The organism is Dokdonia sp. MED134 (genome assembly GCF_000152925.2).
In the GTDB taxonomy this organism is placed as follows: Bacteria; Bacteroidota; Bacteroidia; order Flavobacteriales; family Flavobacteriaceae; genus Dokdonia.
On record NZ_CP009301.1, the window covers coordinates 137,249 to 163,273 of the forward strand.

Below are 26,025 nucleotides of genomic sequence, written 5' to 3' on the forward strand. Positions count from 1 at the left end.
TAGTATAAATTATCATTTTGCTTTCGCGAAAGCGTAAAAAACACCCTTTTTTACCACTCGTCGACACTTATCTACCATCCGTCGACAGTAAAATATGTGTTCAACTAATTTTTACTAAGGGATTGATTTTTAATTTCCATATTTGTTCACATTTAAAAATAATGATTTGGGGTCAAAAAAATTAAAAGTTCTATTAATAGAGGACGATGCAATCGAAGTTATGAAGCTTAAAAGAGCGATAAAAAAACTCGATATGCAGCACGACCTCATTGAGGCAAAAAACGGAGAAGAAGCGCTTGCTATTCTTAAGGATGAAAATGTGGTTCCAGATATCATATTTTTAGACCTCAATATGCCACGTATAAATGGCATTGAATTCTTGAAAATATTAAAAGAAGATGAGGTACTTAGATATCTACCTACCATTATTCTTACTACATCAAGTAACAGAAAAGATGTACTAGAGTGCTATAAGCACGGTGTTGCGGGTTATATTTTAAAGCCGCTTAAATATGAAGATTACGTTCAGAAAATTGAACGTACTCTTAACTACTGGGATCAGAACGAACTAATAAAAGCATAATGAAAGGAATCGTATTTACAGAATTTTTAGATCTTGTAGAAGATAAGTTTGGACTAGAGATGGTTGATACCATTTTATCTAATTCTGATCTCCCTTCTAATGGTGTTTATACTGCAGTAGGAACTTACAGCTTTGCAGAGATGGTAAGCTTACTTACCAATCTCAATAAAGAAACAGGTATCGCTATAGACGACTTATTATTAGTTTATGGAGAGCACTTTTTTAGTGTAGTAGAGAGAAGTTATCCAGAGTTTTTACTTCAGTTTACAGATCCTTTAGAGATGCTTGCATCTATAGAAAATCATATACACGTAGAGGTAATAAAAATATATCCAGACGCAGAGCTACCTACTTTTGAAATCCTTAAACATACTGGCAATGAGTTAGTAATGGTTTATACGTCTAGTAGAGCAATGCACTCTTTTGGAAAAGGATTAATGAATAAAACTTTTGAGCATTTTAATCAAAAAGCTACTATCTTAGTCGAGAAACTTAATGATCAGGGAACTGAAGTTAAGTTTAGTATAACGACTAATGAGTGAAGATAAATTAAAAATGTATGAACGAGCGCTTGCTCGTGAAAAAGCAGCCCGTAAAGAGGCTGAGCGTATACTTGAGGATAAGTCACGAGAGCTTTTTTACAAAAGCCAAGAACTTCAAAAAGCAAACATTCAGCTTGAAAGACTTGTTCAAGAAAAAACATCTGAGCTTAAAGGTGTTTTTGAAAATATAGTAGATGCCTATGTGGTGACTAACTTACTGGGCGATGTCTTAAAAATGAATGAAGCAGCAGAAGCTTTATTAGATTTTACTATCGAGGATAAAAAAAATCTAATGGATACACTTCATCCAGATGATTATGAAAAGGCTGCTATTGGTTTTCAAAAGTTATATAAAACGGGCTCTCTTACTGGTTTTAATATACGCATTGTTGCACACGGTAACACAATTCTTCTAGAGCTTAATGCTAGTATTGTATACGACGAAAACAAACAACCTATAGCCGCGCAAGGAATTGTAAGGGATATTACACAACAGAAAGCAGCAGAACAAAAACTCATTAATTCTGAAAACAGACTCTCTGCAGTGATCTCAAATCTTGAGAGCGGGATATTACTAGAAGACGAAAACAGAAAAGTAGTTATTGCAAATGAGCGTTTTTGTGACTTCTTTAGTATAGCTATTACTCCTGCTGAGCTCATAGGTCAAGATTGTACAAATGCAGCAGAGCGATACAAACACCTTTTTGAGAATGAAGAGCGTTTTGTAACTAGAATTAAAACACTTATTAAACTCAAAGAGCAAGTGGTAGGTGATGAGTTACAACTCAAAGATGGTAGAATAATAGAAAGAGATTTTATACCCATCTATGAAGAGGGTAAATACAAAGGTCATCTCACAACTTATAGAGATGTAACACTACATAGAAGGTTTAGAAAAAATATTGAGGCAGAAAGAGCTAAGTACAGTAGTATCATTGCAAATATGGAACTGGGTCTTGTTGAGGTTGATACTAATGACAAGATACTTATGGTAAACCAAAGTCTCGAAGAAATGTCTGGTTATAAAGAGCAAGAGCTTCTAGGCAAAAGAGGTCGAGATATACTATTAGATAAAGAATCACAACAAAGACTTTTAGAAGAAAATAAAAAGCGCCTTAAAGGTACTTCAAACTCTTATGAAGTGGTTGCTATTACAAAACAAGGAGAAAAAAGGCACTGGCTTATCAGTGGCGCTCCAAATTACGATGTAAGTGGGAACATTATAGGTTCGATAGGTATCCATCTTGATATTACAGCCATTAAAGAACTTGAATTACAAAAAGAGAGTTTATTACAAAAGCTAGCTTCTAGTAATCACGAGTTGCAAGAATATGCACACGTTGTTTCTCACGATTTAAAGTCTCCATTACGCAGTCTTGATGCCCTATTAACTTGGGTAAAAGAAGATAATGTAGATGGGCTATCTAGCGACAGTTTAGAAAATCTAGACTTAATGGGTACAACTCTGGAGAAGATGGAGCAACTTATATCTGATGTATTAGAATACTCAAGTGTCTCGTCAGACGAGAAGGAGGTACAAGACGTATCTGTTTCTGGAGTAATAGATGATATAGAAAAGTTATTACACATCCCTGATAATATACGTATAGAGCGAGAAGACACCTTACCTATCATTAAGGCAGATAGGGTACGTATACAACAACTCTTTCAGAACTTAATGAGTAATGCCATACGCTACTCAGATAAAGAGATGGGCATTATAAAAATAGGATGTGAGCAAGGTAAAGAGTATAATACATTCTCTGTATCTGATAATGGAATAGGTATCGAAAAGGAATACCACGATAAAATATTTGAAATTTTCCAATCACTTAACAAACACAAAGATTCTACAGGTATAGGTTTATCTATAGTTAAGAAGATAGTAGATCTTTATTCTGGTAAAATCTGGTTAGAAAGTACTCCTGGAGAAGGAACAACATTTTTCTTTACATTAAAAAAATAATAATATGAAAACAGTACAGTTACAGCGACAAAAAGATAAAGAATGGCAGTACCTGTCTGAAAATGTTTCATTAAAATCGCCTTTGGTTCTCGTTTTTGGTAACAGGTATTTGCTTGAGGATGCTGTTATTTATGAAGAAGTACGGTCACTTTTTCCAGATGGCCACCTCATTTTTGGTTCTTCTAGTGGTGAGATTGTTGCTGGTGCGGTAAATGATGAGCACATTACAATTACAGCAATTGAGTTTGAAAAGACGCGCTTTGAAGTACAAACAACATCTATTATTGAAGCTCATAATGATAGTGAGCAAGCGGGAAGAACTGTGGTAGAAAAGCTTAGTAAAGAGGGGCTTAAGCACATTTTTGTAATTTCTGAAGGTAGCTCTGTAAATGGATCTGCACTTACAAAAGGAATGCAAGAGGCTGCACCAGATGTTCTTATCACTGGAGGTCTTTGTGGTGATGATGCTCGTTTTGAGAGAACGCTTGCTTCATATAACCAGCAACCCAAAGAGGGTGAGATTATAGTTATAGGTTTTTATGGAGAAACATTTGAAGCCTCCTTTTCAATCTATGGTGGTTGGACACCTTTTGGACCAGAGCGACTTATTACTAAGTCTGAAGGAAACGTTCTTTATGAAATAGATGGTAAACCGGCTTTAGATTTATACAAGAGATACTTGGGAGATAAAGCAGCGGAGTTACCTGGATCTGCACTTATATATCCGCTCAATGTGAAAAGCCAGGAAAATGAACAATCTTTTGTGCGCACAATACTTAATATAGATGAGGAGCAAAATGCGATGATACTTGCTGGTGATGTACCGGAGAAGGCTACAGTACAACTTATGATGACTAATATGGATAACATAGCCGTTGCATCAGAGACTGCAGCAAGTAGAGCGATGGAAGGAAGAAAAACACCTCCAGAGCTTGCGCTACTTATAAGTTGCATAGGGCGTAAACTCGTACTAGACCAGCGTGTAGAAGAAGAGGTAGATGAAGTAATGAGCGTGATAGGTAATGATACCACCATAGCCGGTATGTATTCTTATGGTGAGATTGCACCATTTTATGGTGAGCATAGTTGTAAATTGCATAACCAGACAATGACTATCACTTTAATAAGCGAATAGATGAACCCTCTTTTAAAAAGACAATTACGTAAATATCTACCTGATGATCTTAAGGATAGAGAAGACCTTGATGTTTTTTTAAAGGCAGTAAGTGGTTCATATGATACACTTGAGAATCAGTTCAAAATGACCCAGAGAGCAATGATGCTTAGTTCAGAAGAGCTTTTTGAGGCAAATAAATTATTAAGACAAGAAACGGCTCAGCAAAAGTCATTACTAGATAGGTTACAAGCCGTAATTCATAAAGCAAATCCAGATAATATTGATGAGAATGCAGAGGAGAGAAACCTAGCAGAGTACATAAGTGAGCAAGCAGAAGAGCTTATACGAGTTAATGAAAATCAAGAGTTGTTATTACAAGAACTTGCATTACAAAATCAAGAACTTAATGATTATGCTCATATCGTTTCTCACGACTTAAAATCACCACTGCGCAGTATAGAAGCTCTCATAAGCTGGCTACAAGAAGATTATGAAGAGGCACTGGGTGATGACGGTAAAGAGCAAATAAAACTCATTGTATCACATCTAGAAAAGATGGATGCCCTCATCTCTGGTATATTGAGCTACTCCTCTATAGATAAGGACTTACGCAAAGAGCGAGAGATAAATCTTAATGTATTACTAGATGATGTGTTAAATCTACAAGCTGTCCCTAGTAATGTTGAGGTAATCATAAAAGATCTACCCACTATCGTGGCAGACAAGGTGAAAATCCAGCAATTATTTCAAAACCTCGTAGGTAATGCCATTGCAAATATGGATAAACCAGAAGGTAAGGTCACCGTAAGTTGCGAGATTGTCGCTGGTGCTCCCAGATTTAAAATAGCAGATAATGGTAAGGGTATCAACAAAGCCTACTTTGAGAAAATTTTTCAGATTTTCCAAAAATTAGATAGTGATACTTCAGGTACCGGCATAGGGCTCTCCATAGTAAAAAAGATTGTAAGCTTTTACGGTGGTAAGATCTGGCTTGAGAGCGAAGAAGGAGTGGGCACAACTTTTTATTTTACATTACCACATACTACATAAATGGAAAAGCCTAATCTAAGCTACATACAAGAACTTTCAGGTGGAGACGCATCTTTTGAAAAAGTACTCATCGGGGTGGTACAAGCAGAGCTTCCTGTAGAGATCGCAGAGTATGAAGAGAATATGAAGAATTCCGCTTTCGCGAAAGCGGCCGAAAATGTACATAAAATCAAGCACAAGCTAGGCATAGTAGGCCTCGTAGATGGGTACGAACTTGCCATCACTTATGAAGCCGAACTCAAAGAAAATAACACACGCCTGGAACAAGCATTTAAAGACATCTTAAATAGCGTCATAGATTTTATAAAAGATTTATAATCTGTAAATTGCATATACAACAATAAATGCCTCATATGTTGAATTGTATAATTGTAGATGATGAAACTGCTGCGAGAACTATAGTCTCGCATTTATGTAGTCAAGTAGATAACCTTACTGTAGTAGATGACTTCCCTAACGCGATGCAAGCGATTAAGTTTTTAAATAAAAACGAGGTCGATCTTATATTCTTGGATATACATATGCCAGATTTTACGGGTTTTGACTTTATAGACTCGCTTAAAAATCCGCCAAAGATTGTTCTCACCACTTCAGATCGTGACTTTGCTATTGAGGCTTTTGAATACGATTGTATTGTAGATTACCTAGTAAAACCTATTACATTACCTAGATTCCTTAAGGCAATGCAAAAGGTAGAAAGCTTTAAACCACCTGTGGTTCAAAAAGCAGCTCCTGTCGTACAAGAAACTAAGCAGGAGCAGTCAGAAAAGGAGATGTATGTAAATATAGACAGGCGTCTCATAAAGATTGAGTTTGATAAAATCTTTCTTGTAGAAGCCAAAGGTGACTACGTACTCATAAAAACCGAAGGGAAGAATTATACAGTACACTCTACACTTAAAAAGATAGAAGAAAAACTGCCAGACAGCTTGTTCTTAAAAGTACATCGCTCTTATATCATTAATATTAAGAAAATAGTTGATATTGAGGATAATAGCGTCCTCATAGCAAGAGATGTAATCCCTATAAGCCGTTCTAATAGACCAGAACTTATGAAGCGACTTAACTTGTTGTAATTTAAGTATTTCCATTCGTCTACAGTAAACTACCACTCGTCGATATCACGACTAGTGCTATCGAAAATTAAAAAATACAGGGTATAAACGACCTAATTTTGTTTCTATAATCAAATCCATAGAAGCATAATGAAATCAAATCTTTACTCACTAGCACAACAAGTTCTCTTAGTAGCTTGCTTAGTATGTACTTTTAATGTAGGTGCACAAGGTATCCCTTTTAACTGTGATTACAGTGCATACCTATTTCAGTATAATGATGTATATGCGATTGATCTTGCCTCTGGAAACTCTTTTCTAGCGGCCGAAAATATAACATCTGGTAACATTAACGCTGCAGCATATAACCCTGCAGATGGTTTTATATGGGGGTATTTATCTAGCCCATCAAAATCTATTGTGAGAATAGGTCAAGATTTTAACACAACCGTTTTTACTATAGATGCACTTACCACGGGTAATAAGTATATAGGTGACATAAGCGCTACGGGACAGTATTATTTTAAAGCTGGTGGTAGTACGTACTATAAAGTAGACTTAGACCCAACATCAAGTACCTATACAGAGCTTTTAAGCACAGAGACGCTATCACAAAGCATTAACGTGCACGACTGGGCTTTTAATGCAGTAGATAATCAACTATATACTGTAGAAAAAAATTCAAACATACTATACCGTATTAATCCAGAAAACGGGGTAGTGCAGTCACTTGGAGAAGTGCCTATCTTATCTGGTCTTAAATACACCTATGGTGCTGTATATTTTGATGCATCAGGGAGATTTTATGTCTCTGCAAACCAGACAGGAACTATCTACGTAATACAAAGTGTACAAGACCTAACGGGAAGTAATAGTATGGACTCAAACCTCTTTGCTTTTGGACCATCAAGTGCTAGTAATGATGGCGCGCGTTGCCCTACTGCACCAGTGTTACAAGAAATATGTGATAATGGTATAGATGACGACGGTGACGGTCTTACAGATTGTGAAGATCCATCGTGTTCTGGATATGGAGACTGTGCAACTATAGACCCAGAAGCTTCTACTGGTAATAAGGGCGGTCTTGAGAGTAACAATAGATTATCTAATGCGATTGCAAAACGTAATTTTAACCGTGCAAAAGAGAGCTATATATTTAATAAAGACCTAGCCCCACTTAAAGAAAAAACAGCAAACTATGGAGTGAGAAATGCACAGTCATTTACACTACAAGATTTCATCCCTCTAGAAGAAATAAATGAAGATTATGTAGTAGAGTCTACTCCAGAAGACCTTGTTGATATTACAAACGCTACAGAAGTATATGCTGTAGACTATATTAAAAATGACATCTCTACCGCTTCTATACTAGCTCTCAAAACTGAAAATGGCGTTTATGAGCATACTAAGTATATCTGTGATCGTTTACTAGGAGCAGAGCTTACCTCTGTGTCTACCATAGAGATTAATGGACAGCAGTTTATCAAATCCCTTATAAGAAATATAGATGGCAGTGTAGAATTTGTTTTAAGCCTTTCGGCGAAAGAAGTAAATAACGGAGCAGAGTTTGCCGTAGAGAGCCACTGGAATCTAGATCGCTATGAAGAAGAGGTAACTTTTTACAACTTCCAAATATGGGCAAACTCAATAGATGATTTACACAAACTAGGACAACAATTATTAAACTTACTTGAAGTACAAAAACCAGTAACATCTTATGAGGTAACAACACCACCTACAGTTTTTGTAAAAAGTGGTAGTTATACTAATGGTGCATTACAACTACAGATTGTAAACACAAATGCCACAGAGAGTGTAACCTTTGATGCAGGTATAAGAGCTACAGAGACAAGTGATCTCGTGACAACTACCTCTACAATAGATCTAGGAGAACAGTACATCACAGAAGTTACTATTGATACAGGGTATTTATTTGACATAGGCTTTAGAATAGGTGACGGCATTAATACTCCAGATGACTTATTTCTATCTGACGGTCCTTGGGGAGTAGATGCTTCACAAGATGGTACAGAAGTACTCTCTTATGAGATTACAGAAAATGAGAATACCTATAATGATGAGGTATATGCTATAGAGCGTAACCTTGCCTTCACAGCAACAACAACGAGTTATGTAGGAGCTTACAGAGCACTTACTCCACGATTTCAAGCAGTAGATGTAAGTAACTATAACGCACTACAGATGAGTGCAAAAGGAACGGGTAACCTAGAAGTAACCTTTGTAAAAGCAAGCATCGAAAACTGGGAAGAGCAGTACAAAGCAACCATTGAGCTTACAGATAGCTATCAAGAGATAGACTTCTCACTAGAGAACTTTGTAAACGGCTCTGGTGCACCACTTGTACTTGATGATCTTGTAACGATAGTATTTACAATGGTATCTCAAGACGGAACAGCACAAACTAAGGAGATGTTCCTTAATGACATAAGATTTGCAAACTCTGAAGCTCTTTCGGTAGAAGATGTAGATGCTACAGCAGAGGCGCTAGCCTTAACAAACTATCCTAATCCTTTTATAGGAGAAACTACGATAAGCCTAGCAAAACCAAGTGCAACGGTACAAATCACAGTAGTAGATATGTTAGGACGCATAGTAGACACGCAAGATATAACAACAAATAATGGAGGGTTAACAGCTGTATACACAGCTCCAAACCTACAGACAGGCATCTATACCTATAAACTAGTAGATAGTGCCTCACAACAACACAGTGGCAAGTTTGTCATAAAGAGATAATAAGTAGTTTTTTTGATTTGATTTGATGTTTGGCCATCACCGGGGACGGTGGTGGCTTTTTTTTGTGGGTGGGATAAAATGTATTTCTGCGCGATAATACTACATTACTTAGTACGCTTTCGCGAAAGCATAACTCAAGTAAGAGAAATAAAAAGAACTCACCAAACTTATAAACAAGCTGTCAAAAAAAGTCTTTATCCTCATAAAATCAGGAAGATCAAATGGCGAAAATTATAGGTTAAGATTAGCTTAGAAGTGCTTATTGAAGGGAGTTGAGCTAGGCTTATGTTTTAAATGAGTTGTTTGTTTTATGGGGATATTCATTGTAGTTTAGGTTGATTATCTAATGCTTCTTTCACTACTTGAGCAACACTGTCTTTCGTAATTCCTTTGTCATTACAGTATTTACTTTCAAGCCATATTTCCAGTAATTTAGCACCTTTACTAGCATTACAAGACATACAACAAAGTGCAATATTATCAACTCCATTGATTCTTACATCATTAACTATATGTTCCCAAGATTGTTTTGTTTTTCTGGATTTGTCGTCTTCCGTAAACGTTACCCCGCAATACACACAAGATTTATCTCTTGATAACACTAAGTTTTCTACTTCAATCGGAATTCCCCATTTATTTGCCATATTAATTAATCATAAAGACTAGTTATTAAGTTATTCCATTTTTTAGAAGCAAATAATATTCTTCTATTTGTTAAAACATTAGATATTCTTTGAGCTAAAAGTCCGCCATACACCATAAGCTCTTGAATGTTCATACTACTTTGAATGTGCTGATTACATCTTGCAGAGTAAAGACCAATATTTTCTATCGAACTACTTTTTTCAGGCATTTGATTTTGTGATAGTAAATGTCCCCATTCATATTTTATATAATCAATATTCCAGTCCGAAGGTCTATTCCAACAAAGAGGTAATTCAGTTCCTTCCACGTGAAAAAATGGTCTGTGCTGTTGTGCCTCAAAAAGTAGAATTACTATTTCTCTTAAAATCTCTCTTTTCTGTTTGTCGAATCTAACATTTGAAAAATCATTCCTAATATGGTTAATTATTGATTTAACTAATCGTTCAGATTCTAAATCCGTTTCGTATGCTTGAGGATTCTTATTAATAATTCTTCGGTGTTCAATTAGTTTCATCTGTCAAATTATACTTAACAACCTACTAAATAAAGCTAGTGCGGCTCTCTTTATCAATCTATGTTACGGTCTTGTTAGTTCGACCTAAATATACAATGAATATTGTAGTTCTATGTTTCTTAAAACTAATAGTATACTAACACTATGGAGAGGTGTAATCTGTATGTTATAACAATAAAAAAACGCCCAGCTGGGCGTTTTTTAATATCAAATAGCGTCTTCAAGATTACATCTTTATAATTCCTTTTTCAAGCACTTGCCATCTCAATTTTAAACCAACTTCCATAAACTCAAATCCTGCTGCGGTTGCAGAGGCAATGTTACTGTACTTACCGTAAGCACCCATCTGGAAGCGGCTTGATATCGCATACTGTACTCTGGCTTCTACGCGAAAAAGGGTAGTAGCCTCATCATCTTCTACTACTTGTAAACCTCCCGCGGCGTTTGCTGCATAGCTCCACTTTCCTGCTTGTCCCGTAAGATCTAAAAACAACTCAACTGCTTGGTATTTTGACGGGCTAAAGTACAACGTAGGCACTTGATCCTTAAAACCTACATACTGGTAATTGATACCACCTTTAAGCGTTGGGTTTTTTGTAAAGTTGTAGTATAAAGAAGTAAATAGTAAGTTACGAGAGTTTCCATCTGTTTGCTGCGTGTGCATTAAACCAGTATACCACCCTAGATTTATGTTTGTTCCCATATTGTAGTTAAGGGAATAGTTATTCATAAATATCTTTTCATCTAGCAGTGCGGCGTTAAAATCTTGTAACGTCCTGCTATAACCTACCTCTAAAAACTGAAGCGGAAAAGGTCTTGATTTTACAAAAATAGATCCATTTACATCTGTATACTCATTTGCATCTGCATCTGCTTTTACAAACCCTAGTGTTCCTTCTAGCCAGGTATTATTTATAACTCTGTAATGAGCTCCAAGGCTTGCATTTGTGTTATAAGCCATCGCGTTTGTGGTCATATTTTCGGTAGTACGGTAGTTGTAAGAAAATATAGCCTTAAACCTACTTGTAAATGGCAAGGTAGCGGTAAGACCAGCCGAGTATGCCTGGTTATCACCGTTATCTTCGGTGTATGCAGCTCGTGTTTCGATCACGGGAGCGAGGCTACTTTCTATAGTTTTCATTAACCCAGTAGCATCTTTCTGGTTAGGGTAGAAGGTTAAGGTATTTTTCGCGAAAGCGTAAGCCTCATCCAGATTACCCTGTGCACGGTATGCATTTGCAATCCCAAGATTTCCGTCAAAAGAGGCACTGTCCTTCTCAAGGATACCGTTATACACCTCGATACTCTTTTTAAAAGTCCCCGTGTACATTCCTAAAGTTGCCTTGAGGGCAGCCACGCGCGCATTAGTCGGGAAGGTGCTTTTAAGATCTGTAATGGCAGTTCTTGCTGTGGCATATTTTCCGTTCCAGATGAGTGCTTGTATGTAGCGCTCGTTTGCGGTAATGATTTTTGTAGTGTCTGCTTTCGCGAAAGCGATACTCTCCTGTGCCAGTGATAATGCAAGCTTGTCGTCCTTCTGTAAGTGAGCAACTAATGATTTACCCACTTGCGATGTTAAGGTATCTGAAAGCTTGCTGTACATCGTGTTTGCATTCTCATAATCCTTCTTTGCGATATAGGTATTTGCAAGCGCGCTTATGATTTGCTGATCTTTAGGCATATCTTCAAGAGCACTTTTAAGTAATTGTATTGCCGCATCATATTGAAAGGCAGTTGTGAGTTGGTTTGCCTTACCTAAACGCATAAACTTTTTTGACACCGCAGCATTTGCATTACCAGGTTGTACGGTAAGTGCCTTGTTTACATAAGCGATTGCCGCGTCATATTCTTTAAGGTTAGAAAGCGTGTTTGCATAACCGAGTAGGGCAGAGAAGCTTGTACTGTCTTTGGCAACGAGGGTTTCATAAAAGTCTTTTGCAGCACCAAAATCACTATCCCATAAAAGAGACTCGGCGTAGTTTAAGCCCACTTCAAAATCTGTAGGGTAGTCTGCTTTAAGGTTTGTAAAAAGTGTTCTTGCTTTGCCACTCTCACCACTCAACCCTAGAGCGCGACCGTAACAGAGTCTTGCTGTTTTATTATCTGGATAGTCTTCAAGCACTTCGCCAAAAAATGTTTTTGCCTCCTCATATTTTCCAGTTTCTAATAAAGTGAAACCTGCAGACATATCTTGGCTGTATGCTGTGGCACCTAGTAGGAAAAGAATAATATATGTTAGTTGTCTCATTGCTTATGTTTTACAAGTGCAAGTTATGGCAATATACAAAGGATTCAATCTTAATGTATCTGCAATTCGTCGACACTTATCGTCGACTGGTGGAGGTTGCGTAAAGTGTGAATGGAGTTTTGAGAGAGGATGTTTTGAGTTTGAGTAAAAAGTTAGTTGCCAACATCTCCCCAAATGTGCCTTCCTCTCGTTCATACTTCACTCGTCGGAGGTAAGATCAAAGAGGGGCTTCAAGTTGTCACTCCTTCTCTTTGAAGAGGAGGCTGGAAGGAGATGTTTTTGCGCGTGAGTGAGAAGATGGCTGCGAACATCTCCCCAAACCCCTCTTCAAAGAGGGGCTTTCATAGTTTACTCCTCCTCTTCGAAGAGGAGGCCGGGAGGAGATGTTTTTCCGTTCGAGTGAGAAGTTAGTTGCTAACATCTCTCCAAATATGCCTTCCTCTAATTCATACTTCACTCGTCGGAGGCAAGTTCAAAGAGGGGCTTCAAGTTGTCACTCCTCCTCTTTGAAGAGGAGGCCGGGAGGAGATGTTTTGAATTCGAGTGATTAATATATAAATGTCTGGAGGAGATGTTTTTGCGCGTGAGTGAGAAAAGCAACAACTAAGTAAACTACAATGACTCTTGAATTTTGTCTTCTATTGCTGTAAGTACGACATCTATTTCTTCAAAAACCTCTTCATTTTTAAATCTCAAAAAATGCACACCTTTTTCTTCTAATCGTCCCTGACGGATTCCGTCTTGCATAACTTGATTGTCGTGTATGTTACCATCAATTTCGATAGCTAGCCCAATCTCGTGACAGTAAAAGTCTACAATATAGTCAAGAAGAGGAACTTGCCTATGAAATTCTATACCCAAAGATTTACGACGAATTTTATCCCAAAGAGCCAACTCAGCAAGTGTCATATTTTTTCTAAGCTCTTGAGCACGCACTTTTAAATCTCTTCGATATGGAATTAATCTCTGCAATATTTTTTATATAAATATAAGTAAATCAATGTAGTATAATTTTTCATTGCTGCGAACATCTCCCCAAACCCCTCTTCAAAGAGGGGCTTTCATAGTTTACTCCTCCTCTTCGAAGAGGAGGCCGGGAGGAGATGTTTTGAGTTTGAGTGAGAAGTTAGTTGCCAACATCTCCCAAAATGTGCCTTCCTCTCATTCGTACTTCACTCGTCGGAGGCAAGTTTAAGGAGGGGCTTCAAGTTGGCACTCCTCCTCTTTGAAGAGGAGGCTGGGAGGAGATGTTTTTTCGTGCGAGTAAGAACCACACCCCAACTCCCCAAAACCCACTCCTTATATAGTATCACATTAAACTTTCGCGAAAGCGTTATTACACCAAAATATGCTTTAAAGATAAAACACGACCACTCGTCTACAGTAAAATTCTACTCATCGAAATTTCAACCGAAAGCCTCTTAATTGCTCGCATATTTGTACCAGAAACAAACAACAAAACAATTATGGGACTTACAATAATCAACAACACAAGCACATTAAGAGTAGTACACAACGCTAGAAATACACAAGCTAGTAACACATTAAGTGTAGTACACAGAAAGGTAGATAAGCCGGTTATCCAGTTAATGACTTATTAATCATTAGTTATGATCGCTATACAACACAAAATCAAAAAGATACTCTCTCCCGAGCAAATATTTATGCTCAGCGCCTTTGTGGTAAACGGAGGAAACTACCTCTATAATTTAGGACTGGGTAGAGTACTAGGCCCTGGCGCCTTTGCAGATGCTGCTATACTTATCACCTTACTACTTGTACTATCATTTGTTGCAATGACTTTTCAACTAGCAGTTGCAAAGTTTACAACGGAGTTTGACAAGTCAAAACAAGAAGCATTTGTACAAAGAGCTCATAAACAAGCTACCACCTTTGGTATTATACTAGGTGCGGCAATTGTAGTTTTTGCAGGATCGCTGCAAACACTTTTTCAAACAGAGTCTTCTGTAATGTTTACCATTTTTGGAATAGCAGTCCCACTTTATTTCATAATGAGCGTAAACAGAGGAAATCTTCAAGGACGTAAATCCTTTATTGCATTATCTATCACCTACCAATTAGAAATGGTATGCAGACTCGCGCTTACATTTGCATTATTACTTTTCTTCAATATAGAATCGTCTGTCGCGGTAGCTACAGCAATCGCAATCTCTTTTATAGCAGGTGTGTTTCCATTTAAAAAATTAACGTCTAGAAAGGCAGTGCAATCTGCCCTTACCTCAAAAGAGAGCAAGGCAGTTATGAACTTCTTTGTATTAACTGCGTGCTATGAGCTTACCCAGATCATTTGTAATAACAGCGATATACTCTTAGTAAAACACTATTTTCCATCTTATGATGCAGGATTATATGCATCTCTAGCCCTTATAGGTCGTGTAGTTTACTTTGTAACTTGGATGTTTGTGATGCTACTATTACCTACGGTAGTATCTATGCGCAAGGAAGGTAAGAACTCTGTGCCTGTACTTATGAAGTATGTAGGGTACATCACAGCCCTTGCTAGTGGTATTGTGTTATTTACATTTCTGTTTCCATCATTTGCAGTACAAATATTATTTGGAGAACAGTATATGTCTATTGCTCCATTATTAGGTTGGTATGCACTTGCGACATCTTTTTTTGCCCTATCAAACATTTTTGCCTACTACTATCTATCCCTAGATCATTATAAACCTATTGTAATTGCTGCCATTTTTGGAGTGTTACAAATAGTGTTAATCATATTATTCCACGATTCATTGTTTGAAGTTGTTTTAGCCCAAGTAGTTGCAATGGGAAGTTTACTCATTGCTCAATTACTTTATTTCTGGAAGATGCAAGTAAAGTAACAGTTTCCCCAAATTGTAGTTGCCCTCTTACATAAGCATTTGCTTTTGTGAGAGGGTTTTTGTTTTGACTAACCCAAGCCTATTAGGGAGGTCTATAATATCCTTTTATATACTCCTTATCTATATCAAATCTCTATCTGGTGATATCTAATTTTAGTAGCTGCAGTATAGTGACTTAGCCTATGTAAGCTGTAATTGTAAGAAAGTCAAAAATCGTTTATCGAAGGTCAAATACCATTCGTCTATACTAACGGTCGAGTAAACGTTTTTCGTCCGCTTTCGCGAAAACAAAGCCCCATATTTGTACTATCAAAAAAACATAACTACTTAAAAACAAATATTATGGCACTAGAAATAAACAACATTTACGGAGTAACTTGTATCAAAGGAAAAGTATCAAATACACACGTACAAGAAGTAAAAGGATACTTTAAAGCACTATTATCTGTAGAAGATAATGTCATCATAAATTTATGTGAGGTTAAAAAAGGAGCAAAGAAACTAGTAAGAGTTTTAGAAAGCTTACAAGCCGAAATCTCAGAAGAAAAATCACTTAAATTTTTCAGCTATCCAGAGCCAGCAGTTGCCGAATTATATGCGCAAATTAATAATCAGGCTAACTTTTACCAGGCAGCAGCATAATACAACACAAATTACTATAACAACATCAAATCTATATATTATGAAACTAGCAATCGTAACGGCCTATCCACCGAGCAAAGTAACTTTAAACGAATATGCATACCACTTAGTAAAGCACTTTCGTCAAAACCAAGAAGTAACAGAACTGGTACTTCTTACAGATGTAACTCCAGACCAAGCAGATATCACTTTTGAAGAAGATGGATGTGAGATTACAGTAAAGCAATGTTGGAAATTCAACAGCTTAAAAAATGTATTCTCTATCGCAAAAGCCGTAAGAGCAACGCAACCAGATGCGGTACTTTATAACCTACAGTTTATGAAGTTTGGAGATAAGAAGGTAGCTGCAGCGCTAGGATTGTTTTCTCCTTGGGTTTCAAAAATGATGGGAGTAAAAACAACGGTATTACTTCACAATATAATGGAAACTGTAGATCTTGATAGTGCAGGTTTTACAAGTAATAAATTAAAAATTAAAGCATATAACTTCATAGGCGAGATGCTTACTCGTGTGGTACTTAAAGCAGATACTGTGGCGCTTACCATCAGTAAATATGTAGACATATTAGAAGAGAAGTATAACGCAAAAAATTGTGTACTGATCCCTCACGGTACCTTTGAGATTCCAGAAGAGCCATCTTATGATGTAGCACCAGGTCCTTTAAAAATAATGACCTTCGGAAAATTTGGAACCTACAAGAAAGTAGAGATACTTATAGAAGCTGTTCAAATCGTAAGAGAGCAAACTGGTCGTGATCTTGAGATCGTAATTGCTGGTACAGATAGTCCTAATACACCAGGATATCTAGCAGAAGTTCAAGAAGTATATAAACACGTTCCTAATCTTACATTTACAGGTTATGTAGAAGAAGAAGATGTACCTGTAATCTTTTCAGAAAGTGCGATGGTTGTTTTTCCATATACATCTACTACCGGAAGCTCAGGAGTATTACACCAGGCTGGAAGTTATGGTAAGGCAGTAGTAATGCCAGACTTAGGAGATCTAGGTATTCTTGTAAAAGAAGAAGGATACAGAGGTGAGTTTTTTAACCCAGAGAGTTTACATAGCCTAGCTACAGGAATCCAAAACCTTGTAACAAACGACGCTTACAGAACAGAAATAGCAAAGGCAAATTATCAAGCAGCAACTGCATTACCTATGAGCCGTATTGCTCAAATGTATATAGATGTTTTTAATGGCACATCAAGAAGAACAAAAAACACCACATTAATGGCAGCATAATTACCGGTTCTTAATGACCAAATAGGCATCGTCTTTCACCCCAAGTGTATTAATAATTCCAAAAAAAGCCTGTTTGTTCTTTCGCCACGGTAATCTACCAGCCACTTCACTCGGTATATCCCTAAAATCATAAAGTGTCCAAGAGAGATAGTGTATACTATCTCTTTTCTGGGTTTTATAAAACTCGGTATAATATGCCGCTTGGTCTTCTTCATCTGGACCTATAGGATTCCATAAACCGTGATAAGCGGCAAGACCAAATTCTTGTAAAACCACAGGCTTACTAGTTACATCTGTAATTGATTTGTGAGCAGCATCTAAATCCTTGAGGTCTTTGTAATAATGATAAGAGACAAGGTCTACTTTATTTTCTAGATGTAATGCGGCCTCTGGCGAAGACCAGCCTATAGTTACTGGGTGTGTATTATCTATAGTCTTGAGATAATCTATCGTTTGACTCAGCCACGATAAAACTTCACGTTGCCCACGACTTTCAAAATCTAGATTAGGCTCATTTTTTATATCCCATCCTAATAAAGCAGGATGGTCTTTTATATGTGTTACGATACTATATAGATGAGCATTTGTAATAGTCCAGTCTTGTATGCGATAATCTCCATAAAAGTCAAAAAGGGTGACCACAACCTTAAGATTTGCTGCTTGCGCTTCATCTAGAAGTGATGTGAGTTTCTCAAGCTTTTCTCGCGGAACACGCGCTTTGCCAAAATCCTCAAACCCCACAAAGACTCTTATAGAATTAAGCTTAAGATCATTAATAATTTTAAAATCTGCAGTGAGGGTATCTTTACTAAATGTAGCACCAAAGGTATCCCAAGGGCTCCCTTGTGGGTAATAGTTAATTCCTTCTAACAATGCAAGATCAAGCGGGATTGTCTCTTTTTCACCATCATCTACTGGATGTGAGGCTACTTTTTCAAAATGTCGAACTCTCCAGAAGCCATCTTCTAGTAATAGTATGATTTTATAATCATCATTAAAAGAGCGCTCTACTAGAAATTTCTCATTTTTAAAAACGCGTTCTACACCTGTTACATTGCGATCTGTAAGTACAACTAGTGTGCCGTCTGCGCTATAAAATTCTAGCGAGAGGTGATGGGTGAGGGTCGTACTTTCTATATATACGTTTTCCTCATTGTTTAAGGTGATTAAGTCCTCAACCTTTCCGCGGGCTTGCTCTGTAAAATGATCAAAAACTCCAGCATTTTCACCTGTGTAAAAAGCTCGATTCTTTACATACCAGGCGTCTAGATAATCTTCTTCTATGCTTGTAAGATTTGCTTCTTCCATAGGTCTACCAGGATTCTCAATAGACTCCCACGTCACCTGGGGTACATAGTGACGCTCTTTTGTTTCATCTAGGTGAAGCATCTTACTTCTGTCTGCCCCAGTGTTTAAAAAAGCAATCACCTGACTTATACCATAGAGGATACCTGCATTTATGAGAATAAATCCAGCCAAAATTAAGATACGATATAGCGTTTTATTGGTTTTCAATCTGTAATTGTGATTTTGTATGTAGCCTCGAGTCCTAGGGTCTCAATGTTTACATCATATGTTCCTGCGGGATAGTCTTCTTCTTTAAGATAAAAGACGGTAGATCCATTTTTGGTTAAGCCGTTGTAGGTGTTATTGTTTACAGTAATTTGAACGTCTATTCCATTTTGCACTAGCTGGCCTAGGTAGCTCGTAAGTGGGCCTACGGTTAGATTTCTTTCGGTGATTTGTGGTGCTGGGATGCTGTCTATGATAGCTGTAAACTCTTGAGTAATGGTTTTGCTCTGTGCAATGCCTGTCGCTGCTGCTCGTACATTCCAAGTGGTATGGAAATGTGGGTGTAACGCTTTCGCGAAAGCGTACCCATTTATAGTACTCGCTGTAATCTGCCAGTGGGCACCTGTAGCATTCGTCATAAAAAAGGTAACGAGTGTACCGTCTGTCATTACATTACCGTGTGCATCGCGTATTTGCGAACTATTAAATGTGATGATTTCATTACCATCTGCATAGTTGTGATTACTACTTGCGGTGATAGTAAAATCTTGAGCAACATCTGGAAATACATCTGCAACCAACTCCTTAGAGGAAATATTTTCAATCGTACTTCCCGTACTTACTCGGCCGGTTTTAAGTGGAGCATAAATACGTTTCCACACAAAGCCAGATGTAAGCTCGTGAGATGTAGTTGTAATTTTAGATTTAAACTGCGACTTGAGAGCCACTTCTGTATTATCTGGCAGCGTGTTATCTAGTGTATCTGTAGGGATACTCACGAGCATCGTGTAGTCACGCACATTTGCAACAATACTACGTGGCCCAAGATAAGTTTCTACAGTGCCTAGTTGAATAGGGTTGGGCAGTAGTCTAAAACTTCCTTCTTGCGTAACCTTATCATTAAGATATAGGCTATAATTTACTACACCACTACGTTTTGTAAAACTAGGAGGAATATAAAACTGTGATGTATTATTAATTGCTTCGGGCTCTATAACAATCGTAGCATAGGTACTAGCGAGAATTAGATAAGCCTGTCCTGTGGCAATAGCAGTGTCACCCATCGTGGTAATGTAGATTCCCTTTTCTGTAACTGTAGTATCCTCTATGTTATTTATAGATAGTGTTATAGGCGTAGCTGTTACTTCAACAGGTTCTTCTTTACAACTAGACATACCGAAGCATATGAGTATACTCATATATAAAAGTAAATGCGATATGTGGGTGTGGCGCTTCATTATTTTGGGTTACCTACATAGTTATTTGTGATGATGGTGATATATGCATACGGCATACCTGCTACAGGTATAAACGTACGGTTAGTCCCAGCATCATTGCGTTGAGGCACCACCTTATCAGAGATACTCTGGTTAGGTAGTCCATTTACAGAGGCCGTAGCTAGTCCAGATGCAACCTCTGTAGGTAATGCATCTTTATAAAGTATTTCAGAAAAAGGGCGTTTGCGTTGCTGACGCACACTCTCATCTATATATCTACTTTCTACCCATAACAACTCTTTGTCTTCATTATAGTAACCTATGAGTAGTTGTGGTATGGTCGCTTCTTCTATACTTGTATTAAAGAGAAAACCATTTAATGTTGTGTCTTTTTGTGTGACATTAAAAAGGTCTGCAGCTTGGTAAAGATCTGTAGTTGCTACGTTTGCGCTTACTTGTACCTCAAAGTTTACTGGGATGTCTGTAAGATCTACCTCTGTAAATGTATCTGGCTCGTAGGTAGTAGGCTTTTCTTCTAGCGCAGATGTCCAAGCAATACCCTCAAAGTTTATACGATATAGCGTTGTTTCCTTAGGCAGTAGTTTATGCTTTACTACATCTTTTGCATTAAATCTTGCCAGCTCCTCATTTTCTTCATTATACAAAGCTCCTGTCACAGAGATATCTGCAGGGATATTATCTACATTCTGTATTTCGCCTACAATAGCATAGGTTGTGTCTAGCTGTACCAGTCTCGCAGAGAGTACCTCTACAACGGGTTGTTTAAGTACATCTTCGTGAAAGGTTTGCTCTGAGGTGACGGCACGCTTACCGTGATTATAATACCTAGTGCCACTTTGTATGAGCAATTGCTCTGGTGGGATATCTGGATCTACCTTTTGAGGTATAATGTACCACTTGCTCTTCTTTTTAATGAGCTCTAGCTCATCTTGAGTTTGTATCTCCTTGAGGGGTGTAATCCAGGTAGCATCTACGACACCTTGAGCAGTTGTGTCTGTCTTAGGTGTTATATCTATGTGCAAGCTATCTAGCTTTGCATATGAACTTAACAGACCATCTGAGACTGATATCTCAAGCATAAACTGTGAGAGTTTTTTATCACTCTCTGGATCAAGATAAGAGTGCGCACGCTCAAATTCTTTAAAATCTACAGCATCATAATAGGCCGTGACCACATTTCTTGCAGAGAGTTGTGTGGTGTTTTTTACATAAAATAGATATCCTGCATAGGCTATTATAATGAGTAAAACAATCGTCCATAAAATAGAAGCCCAGTATAATAAGGAGGGTGCTCGCTTGTATTTTGCAGCAAATGCAAAATATAATGGAAGCTCATTTTTTCTATTAAAAGATCGCGTCCACAAGGCACCTAGATGCAATAGTATTGCGAGTATTACTGTTGAGAATGGAATGATGCCCCACATAAGTTTTAAAACTAGCGGTGCATCTTCTCTAGGAAGCACACTAGGTAAGGGAGCAATACCCGCTTTTTCCCAAACCATAATACCGTTTTCTAGTAAGCTTAATCTGTGCCAGCCAGCAAAGTAGAGTAGTGGGTCATAAAATTTATCATTAGAAAACACATATTTTAAATGATACTTTTCTGGTACCGTAAGAAACTGCTGTAGCGAGCCTATTCCTTCTATACCTCTATATTTTGAGTTTTCCAGACGCTCTACCGCTCGTGTGGTAAGCTCTGGTAGCCTTCTAGCAGAGTGGTAATCTCCATCTACCGTGGTTGCCTTAGTTTGTGCAGAGAGCCAAGCCATCTGGTCTCCAAAACCTAGTGGCAAGTATCGCCATTTATAATGCTCATCTTCATTTAAGAAGTTTACAATAGGCGTCATCTTAATTACATCTGGCTGGCTCGGTCTAAATTTTCCTAGGGTGATTGTAAAAATGGCAATAAAAATAAATAGTAGTGATAAAAATGCTCCAGAAGCTCTATGCACCAGCGTTCCCCATTTTTCTTGCAAGTAGTCCTTATAATCTCCCTCTACAAAACGATAACAAAATTCACCAAAAACCGGCAGCGCCATTATAGATGCCCATAATGTAAAGCGGTCTAGTGTAAGGATATTAAAGGCATTTTCTCCTAGCATTGCTAGCGGTATAGGTGTAGTACCACCAGTACCCAAAATAAAAAGTAACGTAAATGAGATGCCAAAAAATAGAAGGCGCTTGCTATAATATCTATAAAAGAAATAAGGAAGTAAGAACATTAAAAGTCCCCAAGGGATCACAAAGAACATCAGTCCAGAGGAGAGTACTTCAAGAAAGCTGTCACGCGACCCGTGCGGTATAGGCACCTGCGTGATGGGATTATTTTTAGTATTTACCCAGTACGGCAAGATGCACGTGATGATAAGAAACAAGGAACATCCTCCAAATATGATGATGCGTCTTAGGTGGGTCCATACCGCTTTCGCGAAAGCGATAACAGTCACCTCCTTTGTACTATTAACCTTTTCTCTCGCAGCATCCATTACCACCATTCCTAACAGCGGGAATATGAAGAAAACCATACCAAAGATAGGAGTCACGTGATGTGAAGTAACCGTTACCGAGAGTAATGCCAGTGCTTTAAAGAGGTGTCGTTTACGCGCAGTTTTTACCCAGAGATATATCTCCGGTAGGCAATGCATTAATACCGAGATACCTATAATACTAGGTAGTTGCCCAAATATATGGAGCGTTTCTACAAAAGAAGAACTAAATACGGCTAGCACCGCAGCATAACCAGCGACCTTTTTATTAGGTATAAGCACCATCGTAAAGCGATACACTCCAGTAATAAATAGTACCACTCCCGTGAGGGCGACGGTAAACATCCCAAATTTAAGACCACCTATATAAGAGAGTGCTCCTATAGTTTGATGCACCAGTGGTGGGTATCCCATTACTGTAAAGCCAGTATACCAGCTATAACTCCACGGCTCAAACCAGTTAGTCGCATAGTGATTTGCAAAAAACAGGTGTATAAGAGCGTCATAAGTGCGCTCTACAGTAAAAAACATAGCCGTCCCGTGGAAAATCATTCCGAGGAGTACGGCACTTACTAAATATTTGTTAGTTCTAGACTGTTTCATTTGGGAGTGAAAAGATACCCTTTTTAATATTCTGATTCAAAGATAGTTCTTTCGATGAATGGTTCATCCTTCGACGAATGGTAACCGTCGATACAAAGAATCCAGCCATCGAAAATTCAAAAAAATAGCTGCAATCTGGAGGTATGTTTGTCTTGTAAAACAATAACAACACACAAAAACACACATTATGAAAACTGGAATAATCATCCCTTGCTACAACGAAGAAAAGAGACTTAACACAGAAGCATTTGTAAAATTCATTAAAGAAAACCGCGATTACCACCTATGTTTTGTAAACGATGGAAGTAAAGATAAAACGCTAGAGGTTCTTTATAGTATGAAAGAACAAGCGCCTAATGCAATAAGCATTGTTGATGTAAAAAAGAACTCAGGTAAAGCAACCGCTGTAAGAGCGGGAGCTAGATTCTTATACAGTAAGTCTACTATCTCTACTATAGGATTTATGGATGCAGATCTTTCTACAGACTTCAGAGATTTTAAGGACCTCGTTAAAACTCTGAAGACTGAGGGAAAGCTCGTAGTTTTTGGTTCTAGAAACGCTTTAGGAAGCGGTGAGATAGAGCGTAACTTTATGAGAAATATGTTTTCAAAATTTGTGAAGCAGTTTATCTTATTAATCTTAGGATTACCTATAAGAGACACGCAGTGTGGAGCAAAAGTATTTACAAGAAGCATCGTACCTGCAGTATATGATAATGCTTTTACTAGCAGGTGGTTATTTGACGTAGAGATCTTCTTACGTCTTAAAAAATACTTAGGTAAAGAAAACACGATGAACAACATCTTTGAGCAGCCACTTATGAGATGGGTACACGTAGATGATTCAAAATTAGGAATGAAAGACGCTTTACAGATCCCTATGAATCTTACACAGATCTGGTTCAACTATGCTTTTCAAAGCAATACAGCAGCAAACGTTATACCTACAGAATTTGCACTAGAAACTATGACGCCAGAACTTTCTATAGCAGCATAATAACTACCGTTTCCTAGTCCCCATAAAACATCATTTATCCACATCAAATCTACTATTATGAACATCTATCCTATAAAATTTGAGCCTATCCTTCAAGAAAAAATCTGGGGAGGATCTAAACTACAATCGGTACTTAACAAGAAATGTACTAGCGATACGACTGGTGAGAGCTGGGAAATATCTGGAGTAGAAGGTAATATATCACAAGTAGCAAATGGAGATTACAAAGGTGAGTCATTAGTATCACTTTTAGAAAACCACACTAGTGATTTTGTAGGAGCTGCAAATTATGAGCGTTTTGGAAATGAGTTTCCACTGCTTATAAAGTTTTTAGATGCAAAGACAAATCTTTCTGTTCAAGTACATCCAGATGATGAGATGGCTCAAAGAGATCATAACTCATACGGTAAAACAGAAATGTGGTACATAATGGATCACGAAGAAGAAGCAGAGATCATATTAGGTCTTAAAGATAAAAATGCAAATACAGAGATCTTACGTGATGTGACAGGAGATAATGTATATGATGTATTTAATAAAGAAAAAGTAACAAGAGGCGATGCATATTTTATCCCTGCAGGAAAGATACACGCCATAGGAGCAGGTGTACTCGCAGCAGAGATACAGCAAACCTCAGATATCACCTATAGAGTATATGACTGGGATCGCACAGATAAGGAAGGTCAAAAAAGAGATTTACACCTTGACCAGTCTGTTGCAGCAACTAAGGAGTTTACTGAAGAATGTAAGAAAGAATGTAAAGTAGAAGATAATGTATCACAAAATGTTGTTGCTTGTGATTACTTTACGACAAATAGCTTTAATGTAAATAGTACATTTCAAAGATCATTTACTAACCTAGATTCATTTGTAATCCTTATGTGTGTTGAGGGTAGTGCATCTGTAACTGTAAATGGTAAAACTGAGATAGTATCTATGGGAGAAACACTTCTCTTACCAGCACAAAGTGAAGAAGCATATTTTTTTGCTCAGAATGCAAAATTTTTAGAAGTGTATATTGATTAATCAACAAATCTATGATTTAGAAATCTTTGTAAACCTATAATGTACTTTGTTGTTATTGTTACATAAGATAGGTTACATTAAACGGAGAATAATTAATAGATTATAAATAAATCCGCATCAACAATGTAGCGTTGTTTGCGGATTATTTTTGCGCTTTCGCGAAAGTGTACTACAACACTCTACATCTAAAATAATTTATAGTATTTTAGTCTATTCCACATAAGCTAACCGCTAATTGTGTAGGCAATGGTAAATTGCGTACACCCTAATCTCAATATAATGGAAGATCTTCTTACTTTTTCTTTAACCGTATTTACCAGTTTTTTTGCGATTACAAACCCTATATCAAATATGACAATCTTCTTGTCACTCACAGATGGTGCCAGTAAAAAGGTGAAAAAGGATATTAATAAGAGAGCAACGATTGTGGCCTTTATTATTGTAGCTCTATTTGTGCTATTAGGTAAGTTTATTTTTGAATTATTTCACATAACAATTCCAGCTTTTAAAATTTTTGGAGGGATACTCGTTTTTCTTATAGGTTTTGATTTACTTCAGTCTAAGAAGTCTAGTGTAAAACACCTCAAAACGGTAGATGTAGATGAAAATATTGCGATATCACCTTTAGCTATACCTATAATCGCGGGACCGGGTACCATTGTTACTGCTATGAACTCTGTTGCAGATGCGAGTTATATGCAAATAGGTCTTGTGATTTTCATTTTTGGTTTAATGTGCTTATTAACTTATATCACCTTTCGTGCGAGCGATTTTATCGTAAAAGTCTTAGGTAATAATGTGATCTCTGTGATAGGAAAGATTATGGGATTAATCATTGGTATAATAGGTACTGGGATGATTATTGAGGGAATTAAAATTTCGTTTAACTTATCATAGGTAAGCTCGTTATAGAGGTGAGTTGTGAGATATATTGTAAATTATAGTAATAAAA

At 37.4% G+C, this 26,025-nt stretch carries 22 protein-coding genes; 15 read left to right on the forward strand and 7 right to left on the reverse strand.

The annotated features are described in order from the left end of the window. Positions 1-166: 166 nt before the first annotated feature. From MED134_RS00590 to MED134_RS00625, 8 genes are all read left to right on the forward strand, one after another. The gene (locus MED134_RS00590; RefSeq protein WP_038596730.1) at positions 167-583 is read left to right on the forward strand and encodes a response regulator; all 417 of its coding nucleotides are present in this window, start codon (positions 167-169) and stop codon (positions 581-583) included. After that, positions 583-1,125: a heme NO-binding domain-containing protein gene (locus MED134_RS00595; RefSeq protein ID WP_021779336.1), complete on the forward strand. Its 543-nt coding sequence runs from the start codon at positions 583-585 to the stop codon at positions 1,123-1,125. The genes MED134_RS00590 and MED134_RS00595 overlap by 1 nt, the downstream gene beginning before the upstream one ends. After that, positions 1,118-3,091, forward strand: a complete 1,974-nt coding sequence (locus MED134_RS00600; protein ID WP_021779335.1) for a PAS domain-containing sensor histidine kinase — start codon at positions 1,118-1,120, stop codon at positions 3,089-3,091. Before MED134_RS00595 ends, MED134_RS00600 begins: the two co-directional genes overlap by 8 nt. A 4-nt stretch (positions 3,092-3,095) precedes the next feature. Continuing rightward, positions 3,096-4,226 carry an FIST signal transduction protein gene (locus MED134_RS00605; protein ID WP_021779334.1) on the forward strand — a complete coding sequence of 377 codons (1,131 nt, stop codon included), beginning with the start codon at positions 3,096-3,098 and terminating at the stop codon, positions 4,224-4,226. Next, positions 4,227-5,258 (forward strand): sensor histidine kinase, encoded by a 1,032-nt coding sequence (locus MED134_RS00610; protein ID WP_021779333.1) that lies wholly within the window; start codon positions 4,227-4,229, stop codon positions 5,256-5,258. Further along, positions 5,259-5,576 carry an Hpt domain-containing protein gene (locus MED134_RS00615; RefSeq protein ID WP_021779332.1) on the forward strand — a complete coding sequence of 106 codons (318 nt, stop codon included), beginning with the start codon at positions 5,259-5,261 and terminating at the stop codon, positions 5,574-5,576. It begins immediately after the preceding gene. Positions 5,577-5,614: 38 nt separating this feature from the next. Then, on the forward strand, positions 5,615-6,334 hold the full coding sequence (locus tag MED134_RS00620) for a LytR/AlgR family response regulator transcription factor (protein ID WP_038600735.1): 720 nt from the start codon (positions 5,615-5,617) through the stop codon (positions 6,332-6,334). Between the two features lie 129 nt (positions 6,335-6,463). Beyond that, complete coding sequence (locus MED134_RS00625; protein WP_021779330.1) at positions 6,464-9,070, forward strand: T9SS type A sorting domain-containing protein; 2,607 nt, start codon at positions 6,464-6,466, stop codon at positions 9,068-9,070. Positions 9,071-9,390: 320 nt separating this feature from the next. Here the strand turns inward: MED134_RS00625 and MED134_RS00630 are convergent, their stop codons facing one another. From MED134_RS00630 to MED134_RS00645, 4 genes are all read right to left on the reverse strand, one after another. After that, positions 9,391-9,714 carry a hypothetical protein gene (locus tag MED134_RS00630; protein WP_021779329.1) on the reverse strand — a complete coding sequence of 108 codons (324 nt, stop codon included), beginning with the start codon at positions 9,712-9,714 and terminating at the stop codon, positions 9,391-9,393. A 5-nt stretch (positions 9,715-9,719) separates the two neighbouring features. After that, positions 9,720-10,229, reverse strand: coding sequence for a hypothetical protein (locus tag MED134_RS00635; RefSeq protein ID WP_021779328.1), 510 nt, complete (start codon positions 10,227-10,229; stop codon positions 9,720-9,722). Between the two features lie 226 nt (positions 10,230-10,455). Beyond that, complete coding sequence (locus MED134_RS00640; protein ID WP_021779327.1) at positions 10,456-12,477, reverse strand: tetratricopeptide repeat protein; 2,022 nt, start codon at positions 12,475-12,477, stop codon at positions 10,456-10,458. A 612-nt stretch (positions 12,478-13,089) separates the two neighbouring features. Further along, positions 13,090-13,449: an endonuclease domain-containing protein gene (locus MED134_RS00645; protein ID WP_038596742.1), complete on the reverse strand. Its 360-nt coding sequence runs from the start codon at positions 13,447-13,449 to the stop codon at positions 13,090-13,092. 494 nt (positions 13,450-13,943) lie between these two features. On the opposite strand from MED134_RS00645, the gene MED134_RS15410 reads away from it, so the two are divergent. The 4 genes from MED134_RS15410 to MED134_RS00660 all read left to right on the forward strand — a co-directional run bounded on the left by MED134_RS15410 (position 13,944) and on the right by MED134_RS00660 (position 17,211). Beyond that, positions 13,944-14,078, forward strand: coding sequence for a hypothetical protein (locus tag MED134_RS15410; protein WP_262485469.1), 135 nt, complete (start codon positions 13,944-13,946; stop codon positions 14,076-14,078). Between the two features lie 9 nt (positions 14,079-14,087). Then, the gene (locus tag MED134_RS00650) at positions 14,088-15,326 is read left to right on the forward strand and encodes an oligosaccharide flippase family protein (protein WP_021779325.1); all 1,239 of its coding nucleotides are present in this window, start codon (positions 14,088-14,090) and stop codon (positions 15,324-15,326) included. 342 nt (positions 15,327-15,668) lie between these two features. After that, positions 15,669-15,968, forward strand: coding sequence for a hypothetical protein (locus MED134_RS00655; protein ID WP_021779324.1), 300 nt, complete (start codon positions 15,669-15,671; stop codon positions 15,966-15,968). 40 nt (positions 15,969-16,008) lie between these two features. Further along, positions 16,009-17,211: a glycosyltransferase gene (locus MED134_RS00660; protein ID WP_021779323.1), complete on the forward strand. Its 1,203-nt coding sequence runs from the start codon at positions 16,009-16,011 to the stop codon at positions 17,209-17,211. On the opposite strand, the gene MED134_RS00665 is transcribed toward MED134_RS00660, so the two are convergent. From MED134_RS00665 to MED134_RS00675, 3 genes are read right to left on the reverse strand one after another with little or no spacing between them, the layout of a single operon-like run. Further along, positions 17,212-18,726, reverse strand: coding sequence for a glycoside hydrolase family 2 TIM barrel-domain containing protein (locus MED134_RS00665; protein ID WP_021779322.1), 1,515 nt, complete (start codon positions 18,724-18,726; stop codon positions 17,212-17,214). After that, positions 18,723-19,922, reverse strand: coding sequence for a hypothetical protein (locus tag MED134_RS00670; protein ID WP_148305623.1), 1,200 nt, complete (start codon positions 19,920-19,922; stop codon positions 18,723-18,725). Before MED134_RS00670 ends, MED134_RS00665 begins: the two co-directional genes overlap by 4 nt. Before the next feature lie 38 nt (positions 19,923-19,960). Further along, positions 19,961-23,050 carry a membrane protein gene (locus MED134_RS00675; RefSeq protein ID WP_038596752.1) on the reverse strand — a complete coding sequence of 1,030 codons (3,090 nt, stop codon included), beginning with the start codon at positions 23,048-23,050 and terminating at the stop codon, positions 19,961-19,963. A gap of 187 nt (positions 23,051-23,237) precedes the next feature. Here MED134_RS00675 and MED134_RS00680 point away from each other — a divergent pair, with 187 nt between their 5' ends. The 3 genes from MED134_RS00680 to MED134_RS00690 all read left to right on the forward strand — a co-directional run bounded on the left by MED134_RS00680 (position 23,238) and on the right by MED134_RS00690 (position 25,970). Further along, the gene (locus tag MED134_RS00680) at positions 23,238-24,047 is read left to right on the forward strand and encodes a dolichyl-phosphate beta-glucosyltransferase (RefSeq protein ID WP_021779319.1); all 810 of its coding nucleotides are present in this window, start codon (positions 23,238-23,240) and stop codon (positions 24,045-24,047) included. 57 nt (positions 24,048-24,104) lie between these two features. Beyond that, positions 24,105-25,073 carry a type I phosphomannose isomerase catalytic subunit gene (locus MED134_RS00685; RefSeq protein ID WP_021779318.1) on the forward strand — a complete coding sequence of 323 codons (969 nt, stop codon included), beginning with the start codon at positions 24,105-24,107 and terminating at the stop codon, positions 25,071-25,073. 279 nt (positions 25,074-25,352) lie between these two features. Continuing rightward, complete coding sequence (locus MED134_RS00690; RefSeq protein WP_021779317.1) at positions 25,353-25,970, forward strand: MarC family protein; 618 nt, start codon at positions 25,353-25,355, stop codon at positions 25,968-25,970. The last annotated feature ends 55 nt before the right edge of the window (positions 25,971-26,025 follow it).

Coding starts and splice junctions, on each gene's coding strand:
- MED134_RS00595 (WP_021779336.1), top strand. CDS start 583: ATGAAAGGAATCGTATTTACAGAATTTTTAGATCTTGTAGAAGATAAG.
- MED134_RS00600 (WP_021779335.1), top strand. CDS start 1,118: ATGAGTGAAGATAAATTAAAAATGTATGAACGAGCGCTTGCTCGTGAA.
- MED134_RS00605 (WP_021779334.1), top strand. CDS start 3,096: ATGAAAACAGTACAGTTACAGCGACAAAAAGATAAAGAATGGCAGTAC.
- MED134_RS00610 (WP_021779333.1), top strand. CDS start 4,227: ATGAACCCTCTTTTAAAAAGACAATTACGTAAATATCTACCTGATGAT.
- MED134_RS00615 (WP_021779332.1), top strand. CDS start 5,259: ATGGAAAAGCCTAATCTAAGCTACATACAAGAACTTTCAGGTGGAGAC.
- MED134_RS00625 (WP_021779330.1), top strand. CDS start 6,464: ATGAAATCAAATCTTTACTCACTAGCACAACAAGTTCTCTTAGTAGCT.
- MED134_RS00630 (WP_021779329.1), bottom strand. CDS start 9,714: ATGGCAAATAAATGGGGAATTCCGATTGAAGTAGAAAACTTAGTGTTA.
- MED134_RS00635 (WP_021779328.1), bottom strand. CDS start 10,229: ATGAAACTAATTGAACACCGAAGAATTATTAATAAGAATCCTCAAGCA.
- MED134_RS00640 (WP_021779327.1), bottom strand. CDS start 12,477: ATGAGACAACTAACATATATTATTCTTTTCCTACTAGGTGCCACAGCA.
- MED134_RS15410 (WP_262485469.1), top strand. CDS start 13,944: ATGGGACTTACAATAATCAACAACACAAGCACATTAAGAGTAGTACAC.
- MED134_RS00650 (WP_021779325.1), top strand. CDS start 14,088: ATGATCGCTATACAACACAAAATCAAAAAGATACTCTCTCCCGAGCAA.
- MED134_RS00655 (WP_021779324.1), top strand. CDS start 15,669: ATGGCACTAGAAATAAACAACATTTACGGAGTAACTTGTATCAAAGGA.
- MED134_RS00660 (WP_021779323.1), top strand. CDS start 16,009: ATGAAACTAGCAATCGTAACGGCCTATCCACCGAGCAAAGTAACTTTA.
- MED134_RS00670 (WP_148305623.1), bottom strand. CDS start 19,922: ATGAGTATACTCATATGCTTCGGTATGTCTAGTTGTAAAGAAGAACCT.
- MED134_RS00675 (WP_038596752.1), bottom strand. CDS start 23,050: ATGAAACAGTCTAGAACTAACAAATATTTAGTAAGTGCCGTACTCCTC.
- MED134_RS00680 (WP_021779319.1), top strand. CDS start 23,238: ATGAAAACTGGAATAATCATCCCTTGCTACAACGAAGAAAAGAGACTT.
- MED134_RS00685 (WP_021779318.1), top strand. CDS start 24,105: ATGAACATCTATCCTATAAAATTTGAGCCTATCCTTCAAGAAAAAATC.
- MED134_RS00690 (WP_021779317.1), top strand. CDS start 25,353: ATGGAAGATCTTCTTACTTTTTCTTTAACCGTATTTACCAGTTTTTTT.